Origin of the sequence: Streptococcus sanguinis SK49 (assembly GCF_000212815.1) — a bacterium.
GTDB lineage: Bacteria > Bacillota > Bacilli > Lactobacillales > Streptococcaceae > Streptococcus > Streptococcus sanguinis_C.
The window spans coordinates 1,032,291-1,049,818 of sequence record NZ_GL890985.1 but is presented as its reverse complement, the minus strand read 5'-3'; the positions used below and the strand labels follow the sequence as shown (position 1 = coordinate 1,049,818).

General features: G+C 32.5%; 17 protein-coding genes. All 17 read right to left on the bottom strand.

Annotation, left to right across the window (positions count from 1 at the left end; genetic code table 11):
* Positions 1-118 precede the first annotated feature (118 nt).
* The 17 genes from HMPREF9380_RS05825 to HMPREF9380_RS05905 all read right to left on the bottom strand — a co-directional run bounded on the left by HMPREF9380_RS05825 (position 119) and on the right by HMPREF9380_RS05905 (position 17,374).
* Positions 119-1,840 (bottom strand): ATP-binding protein, encoded by a 1,722-nt coding sequence (locus HMPREF9380_RS05825; protein ID WP_002933317.1) that lies wholly within the window; start codon positions 1,838-1,840, stop codon positions 119-121.
* Between the two features lie 14 nt (positions 1,841-1,854).
* Entirely contained in the window at positions 1,855-2,931 is a 1,077-nt protein-coding gene (locus tag HMPREF9380_RS05830) for an SIR2 family protein (protein ID WP_002933316.1), read from the bottom strand.
* A gap of 17 nt (positions 2,932-2,948) precedes the next feature.
* Positions 2,949-3,719: a zeta toxin family protein gene (locus HMPREF9380_RS05835; RefSeq protein ID WP_002933315.1), complete on the bottom strand. Its 771-nt coding sequence runs from the start codon at positions 3,717-3,719 to the stop codon at positions 2,949-2,951.
* Positions 3,719-4,195, bottom strand: a complete 477-nt coding sequence (gene pezA / locus HMPREF9380_RS05840) for a type II toxin-antitoxin system antitoxin PezA (RefSeq protein WP_002933314.1) — start codon at positions 4,193-4,195, stop codon at positions 3,719-3,721. Before pezA ends, HMPREF9380_RS05835 begins: the two co-directional genes overlap by 1 nt.
* A 168-nt stretch (positions 4,196-4,363) precedes the next feature.
* On the bottom strand, positions 4,364-5,905 hold the full coding sequence (gene gggC, locus HMPREF9380_RS05845) for a streptosactin export ABC transporter GggC (protein WP_002933313.1): 1,542 nt from the start codon (positions 5,903-5,905) through the stop codon (positions 4,364-4,366).
* Between the two features lie 180 nt (positions 5,906-6,085).
* Positions 6,086-7,864: a recombinase family protein gene (locus tag HMPREF9380_RS05850; protein ID WP_002933312.1), complete on the bottom strand. Its 1,779-nt coding sequence runs from the start codon at positions 7,862-7,864 to the stop codon at positions 6,086-6,088.
* Positions 7,865-8,318: 454 nt separating this feature from the next.
* The gene (locus HMPREF9380_RS05855; RefSeq protein ID WP_002933311.1) at positions 8,319-8,546 is read right to left on the bottom strand and encodes a helix-turn-helix domain-containing protein; all 228 of its coding nucleotides are present in this window, start codon (positions 8,544-8,546) and stop codon (positions 8,319-8,321) included.
* A gap of 103 nt (positions 8,547-8,649) precedes the next feature.
* Positions 8,650-10,479, bottom strand: coding sequence for an SAG1250 family conjugative relaxase (locus HMPREF9380_RS05860; protein ID WP_002933310.1), 1,830 nt, complete (start codon positions 10,477-10,479; stop codon positions 8,650-8,652).
* Complete coding sequence (locus HMPREF9380_RS05865; RefSeq protein WP_002933308.1) at positions 10,466-10,831, bottom strand: MobC family plasmid mobilization relaxosome protein; 366 nt, start codon at positions 10,829-10,831, stop codon at positions 10,466-10,468. The genes HMPREF9380_RS05860 and HMPREF9380_RS05865 overlap by 14 nt, the downstream gene beginning before the upstream one ends.
* A gap of 4 nt (positions 10,832-10,835) precedes the next feature.
* A complete protein-coding gene (locus tag HMPREF9380_RS05870) occupies positions 10,836-11,192 on the bottom strand; it encodes an SAG1252 family conjugative relaxosome accessory protein (RefSeq protein WP_032907334.1) in 357 nt (118 codons plus the stop codon).
* Between the two features lie 294 nt (positions 11,193-11,486).
* Positions 11,487-11,777, bottom strand: coding sequence for a DUF5960 family protein (locus HMPREF9380_RS05875; protein WP_001080188.1), 291 nt, complete (start codon positions 11,775-11,777; stop codon positions 11,487-11,489).
* Entirely contained in the window at positions 11,767-12,132 is a 366-nt protein-coding gene (locus HMPREF9380_RS05880) for a hypothetical protein (protein ID WP_002933305.1), read from the bottom strand. Before HMPREF9380_RS05880 ends, HMPREF9380_RS05875 begins: the two co-directional genes overlap by 11 nt.
* The gene (locus HMPREF9380_RS05885; RefSeq protein WP_002933303.1) at positions 12,129-13,544 is read right to left on the bottom strand and encodes a Y-family DNA polymerase; all 1,416 of its coding nucleotides are present in this window, start codon (positions 13,542-13,544) and stop codon (positions 12,129-12,131) included. The genes HMPREF9380_RS05880 and HMPREF9380_RS05885 overlap by 4 nt, the downstream gene beginning before the upstream one ends.
* Before the next feature lie 2 nt (positions 13,545-13,546).
* Positions 13,547-14,230 carry a LexA family transcriptional regulator gene (locus tag HMPREF9380_RS05890; protein ID WP_000492701.1) on the bottom strand — a complete coding sequence of 228 codons (684 nt, stop codon included), beginning with the start codon at positions 14,228-14,230 and terminating at the stop codon, positions 13,547-13,549.
* A gap of 688 nt (positions 14,231-14,918) precedes the next feature.
* A complete protein-coding gene (locus tag HMPREF9380_RS05895) occupies positions 14,919-16,064 on the bottom strand; it encodes a low temperature requirement protein A (protein ID WP_002933302.1) in 1,146 nt (381 codons plus the stop codon).
* 227 nt (positions 16,065-16,291) lie between these two features.
* Positions 16,292-17,032: a response regulator transcription factor gene (locus HMPREF9380_RS05900; protein ID WP_002933301.1), complete on the bottom strand. Its 741-nt coding sequence runs from the start codon at positions 17,030-17,032 to the stop codon at positions 16,292-16,294.
* 33 nt (positions 17,033-17,065) lie between these two features.
* The gene (locus HMPREF9380_RS05905; protein ID WP_000656274.1) at positions 17,066-17,374 is read right to left on the bottom strand and encodes a LytTR family transcriptional regulator DNA-binding domain-containing protein; all 309 of its coding nucleotides are present in this window, start codon (positions 17,372-17,374) and stop codon (positions 17,066-17,068) included.
* Between the last annotated feature and the right edge of the window lie 154 nt (positions 17,375-17,528).

Here is a 17,528-nt window from a genome sequence, read left to right as displayed (position 1 = left end):
ACAGGAAAATGAGGGAATGAAAAAAGAGCCTAATGGCTCTATACAAAGGCAGATGAAATTGTTAGGATGGAAGTTATTTAGTCTCACTATAGATTATCTAATAAGTCTAATGTATTATTCAACGCGATTGTTTAATCATATTTTTTATTGAATCATCAATATCAAACACTGTCTGTTGACCATCAATCCATCTGTCCCAAAAATCGATTGTAGAACTTTTAGGCTCTTCTTTAGGTTTATCTAATAAAATTTTAGTTGGTAACTTTATAGCATCACCAATCACAATACATTCCCCAACATCAAGGTTAGGTAATGTCTCAACTAACCCAACCAGTGAATCTGTCAGCATTGTCGCTACTGCTGTTTTATCTCTATCATTTGTTATTTTCAACGAAATAATATTATTACATTGAGAGATTATAGTTGAATTTAATTCCGCTGGTCTTTGAGAAACAACAACTAAGGAAACTCCGTACTTACGCCCTTCTTTGGAAATTTTTTCAAAAATTTCTAATGATTTTTTCTCAACAGCTTTTAGCTTAGTTACATCTTTGGGTATGTATAAATGTGCTTCATCGCAAATAAATGCTAAGGGATGTCTTGTTTCATTTCTTTTGGGAGTCATCCAAAATTGTACATCATATACTAATCTTGTTACAATACCAATGACAATTGATAACATATCTGATGGTATTTCAGATAAATCAATAACTTTAATATGGTTATCTCTTCCCATTATTTCTGAAATAAATCTATTTAAGTATTTAGAATCTGAAGTATGCTGTTCATTAAATACAAAGCCATATTTTTTATCGTCCATTTTTGTTTGCAATCTTGTAATCAGATTAGTCAGTTTGCTATAATATTGTCCTTGTCTTGTTTTTTCTTGTCCCTTCTTCTCACCTGACTTATATGTTTCACCAGTTCTTTCTTCTTTAATATTTTCATTTTCTAAATATTCTTTTAACTCTTTTGTTGAAAACGGTATTGGAGTATCAACCGTAACAATATCTGAAGAAAAATTAGCTTTACTATCTATATATTCCTTCTTTTTACTAAGAATATGTTTAACTACTACAGCTCTTTGATTTGAAGAAGTTCCCTCAGACGATTCAATAAATAAAGAATGGATTTCTTCATAATTGAAAAACCATAGTGGAATTTGTAAATCATTAGCTGTATCACCAATTTTTATTTGCTTTGCATAAGATAACTCATTGTACTCTCCATGTAAATCAAAAATAATAATATTTGAATATTCTAATGCATTGGTTTTCTCTAAGATATTAGCGACTGAAAATGATTTACCACTCCCCGTACTTCCAACAATTGCAGCATGTCTTTGGAAAAATTTATTTCCATCTAAAATTGCTTCAACAGATTGATTACTAGCATATTTCCCAATTTTTAATTCTTTTCCATGACTTTGATTATTAGTCAAGGAATTCATTATCATGTATAGTGCATCGTCATCAGCTAGAAAAACTGGGCTATTTATCTCTGGATAAGTATTCACTGCCCTTTTAAAAATATTATTCTGAGTTGGAGAAATCTTGCTATAAAATGTTCCTACTAAAGTTATACTACAAAAATTATAAGAATACTCCAATAAAGATTCTTCATCAACTTCAGTATCATTAAAGTCAATACTTTTCTTACTCACCTTAGTCACAATGCCAATTAATTTCTCGTCAGCATTATTACCTGAAAGAATAGCCAAATCATTTATCTTTAGTTTATTTAACAACTCTTCCTTTTTTACATTAACTATAACTTTTTGTGTATCAACATTTTGTACATTCCCAATTTCTTGAGTTAAATACTGCTGTATATTTTCCATTTTTCTCCTCGTCGTTATCCTGTAAATAACTCTACAAATTCTTCTAAATCCCACAAATTCTTATCTATTTGGTACTGCTTACCTTTATAAACCATAAATGAGAGATTTGTTGTATTTTGCTTTTCCCCTATAACATTTTTATAAAATAAAGTCCAATTCTTATTAGAAACAGCCCTTTCTCTAACTTCTTCTTTTATATCCATCGTCAACACAATCACATCCTTGTTTGTGTTTTCAAAAACAGTATCAAATTGCTCATCATTGAAACCATATCCATAAATAAAAATAGCATGAGAACTCTTATTATCTGTAAAAACACTATTAAAAGTCTCACGATGCTCTCTTAGTAGATTATGAGTCATTCCATATTGAAATTTCATACTGCCTGGAGCAATGATTTCAATACAATTACTATTCTTCTCTAGATAACAGTAATCATTAGTTTGATAGGTGATATCAGCTCGCTTTATCCAGTTGATAGATCCATGTGGTTTAAAAATTCTTAATATTGTAGTTGATTTTTTATAATATTTATAAGGATCTTTCAATAACTCTGAGTCAAATTCTTGAAACAGATTGCCTTTAAATCCTAGAGTCGTGGTTAATTTTAACTTATCTGCAATAGTCTCAATAATTAAGTCATAGTTTGGTGTCATTATATCGATAATCTTTTTATTCACACTCACTGTATTGTTTAGATAATTTAGTAATTTTTCAAATCCAGATGAATCCCTCAAAATATTCTCTCTCACAGCATAATCAGATTCCAAAATAAATTTACCAGTAATTTCCCGAATTTTTTCGACGAAAGCATTTTCTGTATTTGAAATTGTTAAGAGAGCTGCTTCAAGTCCATCATTCCTCACTATAGAATTACACTTTTCCCAAAACTGTTTATATTCAAAGTTCTCCTCTAAGGAAAAATTTTTATCTAGTTCATCAGCCAACTTCCCCATTCCAGGGACTCCCATTACTATGGATAAACCTGTACCAATAATAAATTTTGGAAAATTTGCGGTTGATAAATAACGATTTTTTATATCAGAAAATATTTCTCCAAATTCTGTATCAGCAATATTAATTTCATACATGTATTGTTTTCCCCCCCCTACTTATTATTTCTTTTGCTTAATTCTTTCATTTGCTCTTCCCCCACCCTCAACATTTCCATATCCACCTGACTCCATTCTCCAAACAGTAAGTCTTGAAGAACATCTGCTGCTGAGGTCTCATCATCCCTCGAATCATAAACACAGCTTCTATCTCGTTGATAGATTTGGATTCTTTCAAAGATGCCTAATTGCTCTAGTTGTCGGGTATTTTCAACTAGATTGTTCACTATCAGGTCATGATGTTCTTTTGGGGTTGCTCTTGCTTGATTGGGATTGATAGCGTTTAGTTCTTCGTATCGGATAAGCGTGCTCAAATAAGACAGCTTAGGCTTTGTAGCGATTAAAGATAGCTGAACTTCATAACCTTTACTTATCAATAGTTCTGCTGTTTTCTTTGGTACATCAACCGTTCGCAATGTCCCCTCAATCAAAAGATTGTAGCCCACATCACTCAGTTTTTCTACCAAGGATTCCACCATTTGTCTTGCAAATTTTTTGGTGTATTCGACACTATCTTTACCATAAATTCGCTGAAGGTCCAGGTACTGTGGATATTGAGCTCGAAAACTATCGCCATCAATGATGATTATATTACCCTGAAATTCTTTGAGCTTGATACGGTGGATAGTCGTTTTACCAGCTCCACTCTGTCCTCCAAGCAAGATAGCGCTTGGATTTTTACTTACTTGTTTTCCTCTAGTCAGTATGCGTAAATTGCGAGCTAAGACATGATTAAACTCTTCTTCGGTATAATCCTGAATCCCCATCAAACTACCATCCGTTTTTCTGATGTTCCCAACATACGCTCGATTCCATCCAAGTAACCACTGTAACGCTCTAGTTCTTCAAAAGTAGTCACCAGATAAATGTTAGTATTGACCATATCAGACAAATCATCACTCATTAAAATCCACGGATTACTCTCATCGTCAAAGGCAATCTCTTGACTGTCTTGATAACGATAGAGGCGAGCTAGTAAATTTGTGCCACGTTCCTTGACAATCTCTATTTTTAATGTCAATTCATAATCTTCTACTGGGTTTAACATTTTCTCTTCCCCCACAATATCGACATAGGATACATTGAATTTCTGGCAAATGGTGTCTATCAACTCCGTTGAAATAGGACTTATCCCGTTTTCATAACGGCTCAGACTATTACGTGAAATACCAACAATCCGTGCAAATTCTGGTTGTGTCAATTCGTTTGTCTTTCGTAAAGATTTTATATTGTCTCCAATCATGGCTCTCTCCTGTGATTTTATAACTCCATTATAGCACAAAAAATTATAACGCACCAATTTTGGTGCGTTCAGATTGCAGACAAAGCCCTTAGAAACTTTTGTGCTAAGGACTTTGTCTGCAATCTGAGAGTGGCCTCAGCCACTCCTTTCTTAAATCTATACCTCCACCTATCTCTCCAATTTTATCACCTTATCATAACGCTTCAAGTCCTCTTCACTGTAGTGATGAATCACTTCTACGACTGCTTGTGGAAGGGAGAAAAGGAGTTGACTGATTTTCTCTTGGTTTTTAAGGTCCAGATTAGCTTTAACTTCATCAGCCAGGATAAATTGGCGGTTGTGATAGAGCGCACAGGCAATTTCTAGCCGCTGCTTCTCACCGCCTGACAGAGTTTGGTTTCTAGATGTTTTGCCTTGGAGAGCTTTCAGACCGGTTTGCTGCAGGATTTCCTCCATCCTCACGGAATCTATTTCTTGTCCCAAAGCAATATTTTCTTCTAGTGTCAATCCATCAAAGACATGACTGGACTGGAGAATGTAGGCTCCTGCCTGATAGAGTTCATCCGAGTTTAGCTCTTGTCCATGGTAGTGAATCCGACCTTGACTAGGCTTGATTTCACCATAGATTAGGTTCAGTAAGGTTGTTTTCCCAGACCCGCTTTCTCCGATAATGGCAATCTTTTCCCCTTCCTCAATGGTAAGGTCACAAGGGGCTAGTATTTCTTGACCATCACGCTCTACGCTGACTCGCTCTAGCTGGATAGGAAAGACGGAACCTTTAAGAACAGTAGGCTTTGTCAACTTCTCTCCCAGCAAGTTTTGATACTTATCACAGAGAGACTTGGCTGATTTTCTAGTATTGATAAAGTAAGATAACTCCTGAAATTGGTAGCCGATATTATGCGATACTAGGTAAATCCCAACAAAGCTGGCTGCTGAAAGGTAGTTATAATAGGTCATGAAACCACCAATGACAATCGGCGCAACCGAACAAAAAGCATCAATCCCATTAATAAAGAGACTGTTTATCGTCCGTTGCTTTTCATAGGCGACTTCTTGCTCTAAAGCCTTGTGTAAATCTTTGGAAAACAGTTTGTAAAACATGCTTTGTCCCAGATAATGACGTATGGAACGAGCACCCGCAATCATATTGGTCACTTGAGAGACGTAGCCTTGGTTAGCTAGGGATTTCTGCTTAGTAATCGCATCCAAGCGTTTGGAACCTATGCTACTACAAAGGACAGGTATCGAATAAAAAATGATAAAGAGCAAGCCCAGATAAAAATTTGTCCAGAGAGCATAGCATATGGAGACGGTTGTAAATCCCAAAGAAGAAATGATAATAACAGTCGGCTCAATATAGTTATCTTCTAGCTGTTTCACATCATTTTCCAGGTCTGACAAAACCTCTTCATCTGCTATCCGACGGCTATATAAGAAAGTTTGAAAGATAGCCTGCTTAATCCCCAACTTGAAGTCCGTCAGCACTCGTGCATAGTAATAGCGTTTCCCCGCCAAACCTAGCAAGAGAATCAAATTCCCCACAATCCCCCAAATCAAGACCTGCCACAGCAAATGCAACTGGTGATTGGTAAAACTAGAGACAATATACTGAATCAAAGCTGGTGTAATGACAGCCTCCAGCCAAGTAATCATAATCGCCACAAAATAGAAGAATAAATACTTTTTAGTTACATAAGTTCTAAGCATAGCGTATAAACCTCCTGAAGTTATTTACCAACTTAGATGGTCTTTTTTTATCTAGACGGGGATACAAGAACTTAAAATTTCTTTCGCCAAAAGATTCCTAGGCTTTCACAAGCAGTGATACCGCCTCAACATGATGCGTCTGCGGAACTCAAAAGGTTTGGGGAACCTTTTGAGGATTAGCTACGTTTCACTAACAAGCTTACACACTCGACATGCGTTGTTTTCTTTATTTGTACACTTTTTTTCGTCATCGGTTACGGTATTAAAACACAATTTATCATTTTCTATTTTAGCATTCTTCCTTTTAGATTTGTAAGATTTTGCATCTTTAGTCGAAGAATCTCCCGTTTTAAAAATTATAGTCAACATTGCTGGATCAATTTCTCCATCAGAATTTATTCCGCCTACTATGATTTTTTCAACGATACTTTCAAAAATGTCCTTGTCAAACTCAGTCAAAGTCTTTTGTGAAGTTAAAATTTCTTTAAAATTCTCTAATCTACTTTTTATATCAACTTCTGATTTTAAAGTTACTTCTAAGTTTACTTTTTCTTCTAAAAGTTTTTCTTTCTCAATTTGTATTTGATTGAATTTATCTTCATATACAGAATCACTTATTTTTCCATCAAGATTCATTGAAACTAATTTTTCTTCTTTTTTGTACAACGAATTTAATTTACTAACTATCTTATTCAACTCCACTTTTAAAGTATCATCAGTAAGCTCTTCTTTTATAATTTCAAGAAAGTCTTCAGTTAGGTTATTATTTTCATAAAACAACTGTTGGTAGCTCTGTAAAAAAGCATTTTCTATTGCTTTTTCCTCTATTCCTTTACTATGAGTGCAATACTTTTTACCTCTCTTTATAGATGTTGTACAGTGCCAAATAATCTTTTTGTACTCTGAACTAGAGTGCCAACTTCTTCTAGACAGAACAGTACCACAAAAACCACATTCCAATCTACTGCTAAAAGGGTACATTCTTGAATATCTTTCTCGTTTACCTTTTGTATTTGCTATGGTTTTTTTGTTTCCTGATCTCCGTAATCTAATTTCTTGCGCCTGTGTAAAAATTTCTGGACTAATTATTGCATCATGATTATTTTTAATGTAGTATTTATCTTCTTCACCGAAATTTATTAAACGTCTCTTACTAATGGGGTCAACAGTGAAAGTTTTTCCCATTAGAATATCACCTTTATACTTCTCGTTTTTAATAATTCCTAAAACTGTTGTATCTTGCCAGTGATCAAGACCTCTCGGAGTTTTATAACCTAGTTCATCAAGTTCTCTAGCTATTGCCCTACCCCCAATACCATCAATGTATCGTTCAAAAATATAACGTACTATCTTGGCTTCTTTTTCATTTATTGATATTGACTTTGTATCTTGATTATAGTCATAACCAAGACAACCTTGAAAACCAATCAGTTCTCCACGTTGCATCTTCATTTTTAAACCTTTTTTAACATGAGCAGATGTGTTTTCAACTTCCTGTTGAGCCACTGAACTTAATATCGTTAATAGTAGCTCACCATCCATAGTTAAAGTATCAATATTTTCTTCTTCGAAAAATACACCAATTTGTTTATCTTTGAGCAAACGAACATATTTGAGAGTATCTAATGTATTTCTAGCAAATCGAGCAATAGCTTTAGTAATGATATAGTCTATTTTTCCATCAAGGCAATCTGAAATCAATCTTTGAAAATCTTGTCTTTTTCCAACTTGAGTTCCCGATATACCTTCATCAGCATAAATGTCAACCAAATTCCAATCTTGGTGCTGTGATATATACTCTCTATAATGACGAACTTGAGAATCATAGCTATTTTTTTGATCATCACTATCGGAACTAACACGACAATATGCTGCTACTCTCCTCGATAAAGAACCACTATTATCATTTCTTCTAGTTACTAAAGGATTTGCTTTTATAATTTCAACGTTATTTGACATGGCTTAACCTCCTATTTCTCTGCATTTATTTTACCGCAACCAATAAAAAAGGTCAGCTAATTTGTGTATATTTTACGCAGTTTCAGCTTTATTTTTTCATATTCTTTTTCGCTAATAAGTTTTTTTAAAAATAATAGATTTAGCATCTCTAGCTCGACTATATAATTTTCTAAATTTGATTTCAAAAAATCACTTCCCTTTTATCTTTTATCAATCTCCTCCATGGCATGACTGATGAAGTCATCATAAGAATTTCACTTGCTGCTCTTTTACGGTGGCAGCCTGAACGATCAGAAGTATCATTGTATATCATTTGTATCATGGCATATAAAGTATCGCTCTATTTTATTGATGGTTTTAAAATCGCTCTTATCATGGCGAGCCATTCAAATTTGCTCCACAAATGAGGAAAGTACCATTTTGGACTATTCAATTGTCAATGTGCTTTCTTAACCTAATACTTTTTGGAGTAATGGTCTTCTTTATTATCCACTCGACCTACAAGGTAATCTAAACTTACATTATAAAAATCTGCAAGTTTGATAAGGTCATCTATAGAGATTAACCTGGTACCTGATTCCATTTTAGAATATGCTGATCTTGTACAATTTAAGATTTTTTTTGCAACATATTCTTGTGTCAAATCAGTATCCTCACGTAAATCTCTAATCCTTTTCAACATTTGTTGTCTCCTAAAACAAGTATAATATAGTTATTTTCTTATTTTTAAAAATGTGACAAATTGGCACATGAAACTATTCTATATATACTTTTTAGGAAATTATTCACTCTATATGTATCTCATTTTCCTTGCTAGATTTCGTATCTTTTGTTTTCTGGTAGTTCTTTATCGTACGATTAAACATCTCAAATAAATTTATAGCTTCTCTATGTTGTTCCTTCAGTTTTTCAATCCTTCCTTTATATACGTATAAATCTTTCTCTATTGTGTCTACTGATATCTTGACTTTAATATTATTTTCTAAATTTCCTGAACTATTTTCCGTATCATTCAACAATATTTCCTCTAAACTAGACAAATTATCAATTTTATCTTGGACTTGTTGAATCATATTCTCTAGATATGATATTTGGTCAATGAAATCTTTTGTTATGTCTTCAAAAGTATTCGGACTATTTTCTGAAGATATAAGAAAATCTAATTGTTCTATTTTTTCTTTAATTTTGCTAAGAGGAATTCTTCTATACATATACTGCGGTTCATACTGAAGATTAAACTGCCTAATCAAAGTTTTACCTTTCATAAAGCGATTTTTTTCTGCTGAATCTTTATGATATACATAGTAAGAACTAGTTTCTCTGATAAATACTTTAACTTTTTCTTCTTCCATATTGATTTGAATATTTGGTACAAAAATAAGTCCTTCTTGTCGAATACCAAACTGTACCTTAATATAAATTCCATCATCTACTACTTCTTCAACTTGATTAAGATTCAAGTCTACTTTAAACTCATGAACTGCATCCCTATTTCTCTTGAAATCTTGATAGGATTTCCATACCACCTCTTCTGTCGGCAACTCTTTTTCTTTAATTAGCTTTTCTTCATTGTAAAGTTCAACTAAATTTTTATTATCTAAGACAACAGTTTCATTTTTGTTATTAAAATAGTCTTGAAAATAGCTAACACTATACCGATTCATTTTTCCCAATTCCTGTTCTGAAAGCTTTATCTCATCAAATTCAAATTGAACATGTTTTTCTTTCGGAATTATTTTTAATCCAAAAAATTCTGCTTGTTGAATCAATTCATTCATATTCTTCATTTTCGGAAGTAAAAATTCTAAGATGTTTATGATTTCCCTTTGAACAAACTTTTTCTTAAAATAAGTTTCATTATAAGGTTGTTTTCTACTCCATTTACTATCACGTACGACTTGTTTCATATTTGAATCAGTCATAAAAAAAGTAACATGCTTGTGTCTAAAATCAATTTTTAAATGTAAAGCTTTTGCTTTTTTCTTGAAATCTTCAAAATTTTTCGAGTTCTCGATTAGAAAATATACTCGTTGTTTTATTTCATATTTGTAATTTGTTTTGCGATAAACTTCATACTGACGATGGGAATAACGATTTTCTATAATTTTTGCCCCTGCAATTTTTGAAAGACGATCAGAAACCATTCGTAGATTATGTTCTGCCTTATAATCCCATAGAAACTTTTTATCAGAATTCTGATCAATTGAATTTAGGATGATGTGATTGTGGATATGATCTTTATCGACATGAGTTGCTACAATGAAACGAAATCTACCTCCTGTCAACTCTTTAACTGTCTCATAACCAATCCGATTGATTTGTTCGGGAGTTAGATGGTCATCTGGAGAAAAGGACTGAATGATATGATGAGAATGAATTTTTCGTTGATTTACTTCTCGCCTATCATGACGAAATTCATAAAGAGTATCATTACTTAAAAAATTATCATTGTACATCTTCACTAGTTCTTTATAACTTGGAAAATCTAAATAATTTCTCATACCAAAATCTGAAACTAGTGTTAGGTTTTTTGTTTTACTTGGATTCAAAATATATTTAATTAATTTACAACGATAATTTTTTCCATGTATCGCAAAGTGTTTAGTGATGACCATAAAATTTCCTCAATTTTTCAGATTGGATAAGAAAATCTTTCTCCACTTCTACTATTAACTCTTCTATACCTTTTCTCAATTCATCTAATTCAACTTCCGTTATTAAGTTCGAATAATTTATGCTTCTGGCTATTTGATTAATATTATTTCCGATTCGTTTTAATTCAAAAATCAAATCTTGATAACTATTTGTATCAATGGTGATAAAATTCATACCAGGATCTAGTAGAGTTCGTCTAGCATATTCTGAGAATGATAAGCAGTTACTTTTTGAGATATTTTCATTCAATTTGACTAATTCTAAATCAGATAGAAAGACTTTTTTTAAATTTGTTCTATATCGGTGCTCCACTCTACTACCTCATGTATTTGTTACGAAAATTTTCACTAAGAGGACTTGTTTTTTCTACCTCTTTAATTAATTCCTGAATACAAGTTAACAAAATAGAAACATGTTCTTGAGTAACCTGATGATTTATTTTAGAAATTATTAATATTTCATGAACATCACGGCTAATTTGTTCCAACTTTTGTTTTTTCCAAAGGTTGAACCATTTTTCCATCTGTTTTTGTCCATCAGACAATAGTAAGCTTTTACGGAGAAAATCAGAAAAATTGTCCTCTCCTTTCTCTCTCATTAAATCTAGTATTTGTTTTTCTTCCGTTTCTGTTAAGCGAAATTGTTTCCGAATACTACGTATATCTCTTTTCATATGACTTTTCATCCTTTATTGATACCTGTACTGACAATGTAAGCTTACAGACACTGTCAGTACATTTTTCAAAACAGCTTCAACATTTTTGTAAGGCTTTGCGAGCTCAGATATTGTGGACACAATATCTCAAAAATCATATCGCCTGCCATTTCAAACCTCACGGTTCAAAAAACAAACGATATGAAAATGTGGTGGTACGCCCCCAAACCCCCAAGATAAATCTAAATTAAAAAAAGTATAACAAATATTTTTTGATAAAATTATCACAGAAAAAAGAGCCCTGTCGGACTCTTACAAACTAAAACAATGTCTTTGATATTCATACTGCCTAATCCCACTACTATCTTTGTTCATCTTGATAGAAAAAACAAAATAATGATCACGATTATCTAAAGATTTACTTTTATTAAGTTTAAAATAATGTTTTTGAGACATAGCCATTGTACGTAAAATATCATCAGTGATAAATGTTAATGGTATGTCTAAAGCAGAATACTTGTAAAAATCTGACTCAAACCGTAAATAAGAATCAGAAAAATAATCTAGCTGCAATTTATCATCATATAATTCTTTACGATTCATATAAATCTACCCCTTCTATCTGTATATCGAGTATATCTTCCCATTTTAAGCGAAAAAAACCAAAGTCTGATTTAATGGATATAGACTTTCTCCCCATCTCTTTAACAATACCCGAGACTACTTTTCTTCTATTTGAGAGCTTACAAACAAAAGTTGCTGGGAATGCATTCGTATAAAGTTGACGAACAAATAGAACTTTCTCTTCCGTTGATAGGGAAATGGAGATATCTTCTCTATTTTTTTCTTCCCAAAGAGAACTTGAATGTTCTGACAAAAAGAATCCCAACCACTTAGCCATCCCACGGTCTTGATACTCTCTTGCAGACAAAAAAGGTAAATAAGAACGATTCATCATTTTAGTCCATCTAATCCTCCAGCTGAATGACCACCAATGAGTTTACTTCTTGCAATTGTTCTGGAAGCCTGATCCAGGGCATTCCCTTTCAATAATGAAGTAAAACCAAATTCTGTTCGAATAGCATCGATTGCGGACTGGAGCCTTTCTTCTTTTTCTATTTTCTCAACATCATCAAATAATGAGATCAATCCAAATGATTCATCTACTAAACCTGAATAGCTCACTGCAACACTTCTGATAGCTCCTGAAGTATATTTAGTGTGAAATAACTTTAAAACATAGTTTGTCAGTAGTGCTGTTTGATTAGTTGGTTCAATCTTCATTTGAGTATGAATAGATCGTTTCTGTTCCACTTTAGAATACCCTAAGTGTATAGAAACTACAGTTGCTTTCTTACCAGCTCTTCTCAATCTAACAGCAACTTGTTCTGCCATCTCACGAAGTATGATCTCAATATCTCTTTGTTTGACATAATCTCTAGGTAAAACTTGAGAGTTCCCTATCCCTTTTGACTTTGGCTTATAAGGTTTATGAACATTACTTTCATCAATCCCATTAGCATGAAACCATAACTCTAAGCCCATGATACCAAGCTCTTTTTTAATCAAGTCAGGATTAGCTTGTGCCAATTCTTTAATCGAAAAGATGCCTAAACTATGTAATCTTTTCTCCATACGATTCCCAATTCCCCAGAAATCTGTCATTTTAGGGATAGACCATACTTTCTTTTCAACATCTTCATAGGACCAATTGGCTCTCATTGTCGGAGTCTTTTTAGCTTCATTATCTAGTGCTAACTTCGCTAATAAGGGATTGGCATTAGACATACCTACCGTTGAATAAATTCCTGTTTTTCTCCAAATCTTTTTTTGAATAGCAGCTGAGATGATGTCTAACTTATCTTTTCGACTAATACTTTTATCAGGCACAAAATAATTTAATGAACTGGTTAAATCTATAAATCCTTCATCAATTGAGTAGGGATAAATATCGTCTGGTGCTGCAAAATCTTGAAAGATTTTTTGAATCTCCATATTGACTGCAATATAAGTATCCATTCTCGGAGGAACAATCACAGTTGATTTTGCCCATTCCTCTATATAGTGAACATAGTCTATCGTTGTCGGTAACCCTTGCTTTCTAGCATTATAGTAAGAGAACTTTCTAGTCTTTACATCAAATGGTAAATCATAGGAACGTCCAACATTTGATTTCCCAAATACCTTCTTAAACATAGGAGAGGAAGCAAGGATTAACCCAGCAGAATTATCTGCTCGACTCATAACACAAAGTGAAGTCTTAAGTGGATGCAGGCCTCTATCTACACACTCTACACTTGCGTAAAAAGATTTCATATCAATAAAGGCAATATCGCTTTTAGGTTCGAGACTATAATCAAACCAAGTCATACTCAGTCCTCTAAAGGCATAAAGTTTCCAACAATTTTCCCTATGATACGAGGATTCTCATCATAAGGCGCAAACTTATCTGAATAGTTCCGATTGAGTGAAACTAAACGTAGCCCATTTTCTTCACGATACACTTTCTTGATATAGGTTTGACCATCCCAATCTATGGCATAGATAGCTCCATCATAATCAAATCCTGTTTGCTTAATAAGGGCTACAGAACCATTTTCATATGTTGGTTCCATCGAATTACCAAACACCCATGATGCAAAGTCATAATCAAATTGGTGATTAAAGTAAACTGTATCGTAATTACCATCATCAAAATAAGCTGTTCCTGTACCAGCTGATAATTTTTCGTAGACCTTATAAGCAAAACGCTCAGGAATGTCTACAACCTTCTCATTCTGTTTGTTCAACAATTCTGTAGCATAATGAAGTGTCGCTTTTTGATTCTTTTCCGTTAGTTTGAGATAAGTTTCAACTATTTCATACTCTGATTCAAAATAGCAAGGGTCGACAGTTAAAATCTGGCTCAACTTACTTAGATTATTTTGATTCGGTTTTGTTTTACCTGATTCCCAATTAAAGTATGAGACTCTACTGATTCCCAAACTGGATGCAAGTTGTGATTGCGATAACCCTTGACTTTCTCTTTTTTCTTTTAATTTAGTAGGTGAAAACATTTGTTCTCCTTTTTGTAAGTTTATTAACTAACAAAAGAATACCATAGCTTGTTGAAAAAATCAAGAGTTTAATAACCCCCAAGTTCTAATTCCGAGAATACATTTGAAATAAAAAAGAATGCTGACAAATCAACATTCTTTTTATGTTCACTTTGATAAACATTATAAAATTTGTCTGTTTAGCTACCAAAAAGCTACCAATAGATTTGTAATTTTAAATAAATAAATTAGTAGTACTATATTTAAATACCTAGTTATCTAAAAGAATAAATTTACTAGATTAGTAAATTAAATTAGACTTTGTCAGTAATGACGTTACTCTCCTTACTTCAATACATTTGAAAGTAATGGGATTAGTTTTAAGCCGATTAGAACGATGCCTCCATCATGAATTTGTAAGAACTTTTCATATTGAAAATAAACAAAAGTGTTGAAATATAGCTGATTTTAGGGAAATACTTCTAGGTGTTTTCAATGTCAGGCTTTAAAAACGTGGCAAAAGTGGGGCAAAAACGAATGACTCGTATTTGGTTTGAAAACCTATAATACCTAATGTTTATGCTATTCTAGATATATAGTTTTGTTATAAACAAATGTCAGTGCGAGATCAAATTGGAGGATAAAATAGAAAAACAAATTAATGAAAAAAAAGCCTTGGTTCCCAAAGCTTTTTAATGTTATAAACTCATTAAAATAACTCCCAGTTAGATTTGGAATATTTTTTATTCTGTGTCATATAAAAATAAATAAAATGAATGGCTATAGCTAGAGCTAAAATGGTTGTTATACTCACTACTATTATAGGATTAGAAGCAAAGATCAAAGAGAGAATAAAGGCAGCCAGATAGAGTGTCGCTTGGACACAGTAGTAACTTTTCGAATAGCGAAGATAGTGTTTGTTATAGGACCCATTTACTAGGACAGCAGCTTGAAAGAGGCCAAATCCGATATAAGAGAAGCTGGTTGCAAAGAGACGATTAGCTTCAGGATTCTGAAGAAAACTCATCGATACAGTCATCATCATAAGTCCAATGAAAATAGGATAGTGACTGTAAATTAGAAATAGTCCCTTTTGATTAGATTTTTCATCAATAGCATGGTCGAATTGACCAAAATAAAACAAGAACAGAGAAATCATAATAATGAAATAAAGAACCGAATAAATCGAGAAATTCTCGATTGTAAAGAAGTTAGCTAGATTCGTAATCATCTCTCCAAACGTAATAATGACAAGAAGGGAGATGCGCTCGATTAAATGGGGGAGATTTACCTGGTAATGCTTATCTTTATTAAGCAAGATACTTGGCGTAATAAATGTTAGCAGAATACTAGCATAAAGGATATAGACTCCAATGTAAATAGGAAGAAGAGCTGCTAGATAGATTTCTAAACTTCGTAGACCTGTTATCCATAGAAAACCTTTGATACTTTCCCTATGAACATTATCGGTTGATTTTTTAAAAAACTCAACCAAATATTGAAAAAATAAGGTAAGGGTTAATGTACCAATAGCCCAACAGAGATAATGAAAATATTGTTGCCAATCAGGTCCAATCATATTGGCTATAAAGAGTAAAAGTCCCATTTTGATAAATATGATTACCATGTTAAATAAAGAGTTCTTTCCATAGCGATTGGTATAATCGGTTTGAATCATCCAGGAATCGATGAGAACCAAAATAGCAATGAAAAAATCAAGGAAAGAATTCCAAGTCAAAATACCGTTATGAAGATGGTGAATTAAAGCAGTTACTTTTGAAATCGCAAAAACAAAAACTAAGTCATAAAAAAGTTCTGAAAATTCTACACGTTTATGTTTAATAAGAGTTGTCATCTTAAGACCTTTCTATTTTAGAAGTACAATTTATTATAACAGAAAATGGTAAAAAAAAAAAGGAGATGCTTAAATAACTTCATGTGACGCGAATTGTCAAAACCTTGGAGCACATTTACCTCACGTACCAGCTTACAGGCGGAGTGTTTGATGATTGATAATGAAGAATAAGATTATACAATAAAAAAACACCTATAATATCTAGTAAAAATATCATCTAAATCTCCTTAGTCATGAAGTCTTTCTACAACTTTCAAGAGTGAACGAATTTTTAACCTAGAGACAATACAAGAAGACCCGTTTTGAAAATGAACTACCCGATTTTCTTTATCAATTAAAGATATATTATAAGGATTTACGATAAACGATCTATGACATTGAAATAAACGTGGTTCCTGTTCAATAATTTCAGATAATTGCCCATAGAATTCAACTATGTCACTTTTTGAATAAAGAGTCAATTTATGAGCAATTGTCGATGTTTCAATGTACAATAAATCTTTAAAAGGCACTTGAATTTGAGCTTTGAATCCTGTAAATATAAAAGAGTCCCCAGATACTGTTCTTCCTTGATTATCGCTAACACTTGAAATAACATTTTCAATTCGTTTAATAAATAATGGTTCAGGTAATTCTTTATTAATGAAATCAATAGCTGATACTAAATATTCAAAAGATACAGGCATAAACTCAGAATGTGATGTTACAAAAGCAATCACTGCTTGAGAATCAAGTTTTCTAATTTCTCTAGCAACGTCTAGTCCTCTTTTGTCATCATCTTTTATTTCAATATCAAGAAAAAATAATTGATGACTTCCTCTCTCTGAAATGTCCTCTAAAAGCTGTTGAGGTTTTCCATAAACCTCAAAATGCCTATACTCAATCTTACTATCAACCAAAATTTTTTTGACAATATTTTCAATTCTAGTCTGTTGTAAAAAATTATCTTCTAGTATAAAAATATTCACTATTTCACTCTTATATATTTTTCCACTGATTTTTTAATATTGTAAAGTGTCTTTAGAACAAGCAATGTCTGATACACTATCATCCAGAAACATAATCGTTCTTGTCTCATGGTTAAATCCTGTTATTTTATCTTTATTCACAAGAAACTTTCTATGGCATCTAATAAGTTCTTCTGTACTTTCTGCTTCAATTTTGGATAGTGAGGTTGAAGCTTTAAAATTCCCTTCGGCTGTTACAAAAAGAACAGCATGAGCTTTTGTTGGGTGAGTTGTAACAAAATAAATTTTAGAGAGTGGTACCTTTACTATAGCTCTATCTTGATATAAAATGTAGTCTTTCATATTTAGCCTCCTTCAATCAGTTTAATCTTATCAGAATGATGGAAATTAAATTATAAAAATCTCAAATGGTTTCTATACTATCTCAAATGGTAGAAATTTTCTTAATTTAGACATTTCATGATGAAATAGATACTTTTTAGTATCTCAATAATAC

Coding starts and splice junctions, on each gene's coding strand:
- gggC (WP_002933313.1), bottom strand. CDS start 5,905: ATGCTTAGAACTTATGTAACTAAAAAGTATTTATTCTTCTATTTTGTG.
- HMPREF9380_RS05890 (WP_000492701.1), bottom strand. CDS start 14,230: ATGTTTTCACCTACTAAATTAAAAGAAAAAAGAGAAAGTCAAGGGTTA.
- HMPREF9380_RS05870 (WP_032907334.1), bottom strand. CDS start 11,192: ATGAAAAGAGATATACGTAGTATTCGGAAACAATTTCGCTTAACAGAA.
- HMPREF9380_RS05855 (WP_002933311.1), bottom strand. CDS start 8,546: ATGTTGAAAAGGATTAGAGATTTACGTGAGGATACTGATTTGACACAA.
- HMPREF9380_RS05850 (WP_002933312.1), bottom strand. CDS start 7,864: ATGTCAAATAACGTTGAAATTATAAAAGCAAATCCTTTAGTAACTAGA.
- pezA (WP_002933314.1), bottom strand. CDS start 4,195: ATGATTGGAGACAATATAAAATCTTTACGAAAGACAAACGAATTGACA.
- HMPREF9380_RS05885 (WP_002933303.1), bottom strand. CDS start 13,544: ATGACTTGGTTTGATTATAGTCTCGAACCTAAAAGCGATATTGCCTTT.
- HMPREF9380_RS05880 (WP_002933305.1), bottom strand. CDS start 12,132: ATGATGAATCGTTCTTATTTACCTTTTTTGTCTGCAAGAGAGTATCAA.
- HMPREF9380_RS05875 (WP_001080188.1), bottom strand. CDS start 11,777: ATGAATCGTAAAGAATTATATGATGATAAATTGCAGCTAGATTATTTT.
- HMPREF9380_RS05860 (WP_002933310.1), bottom strand. CDS start 10,479: ATGGTCATCACTAAACACTTTGCGATACATGGAAAAAATTATCGTTGT.
- HMPREF9380_RS05825 (WP_002933317.1), bottom strand. CDS start 1,840: ATGGAAAATATACAGCAGTATTTAACTCAAGAAATTGGGAATGTACAA.
- HMPREF9380_RS05835 (WP_002933315.1), bottom strand. CDS start 3,719: ATGGGGATTCAGGATTATACCGAAGAAGAGTTTAATCATGTCTTAGCT.
- HMPREF9380_RS05905 (WP_000656274.1), bottom strand. CDS start 17,374: ATGAAAGACTACATTTTATATCAAGATAGAGCTATAGTAAAGGTACCA.
- HMPREF9380_RS05830 (WP_002933316.1), bottom strand. CDS start 2,931: ATGTATGAAATTAATATTGCTGATACAGAATTTGGAGAAATATTTTCT.
- HMPREF9380_RS05895 (WP_002933302.1), bottom strand. CDS start 16,064: ATGACAACTCTTATTAAACATAAACGTGTAGAATTTTCAGAACTTTTT.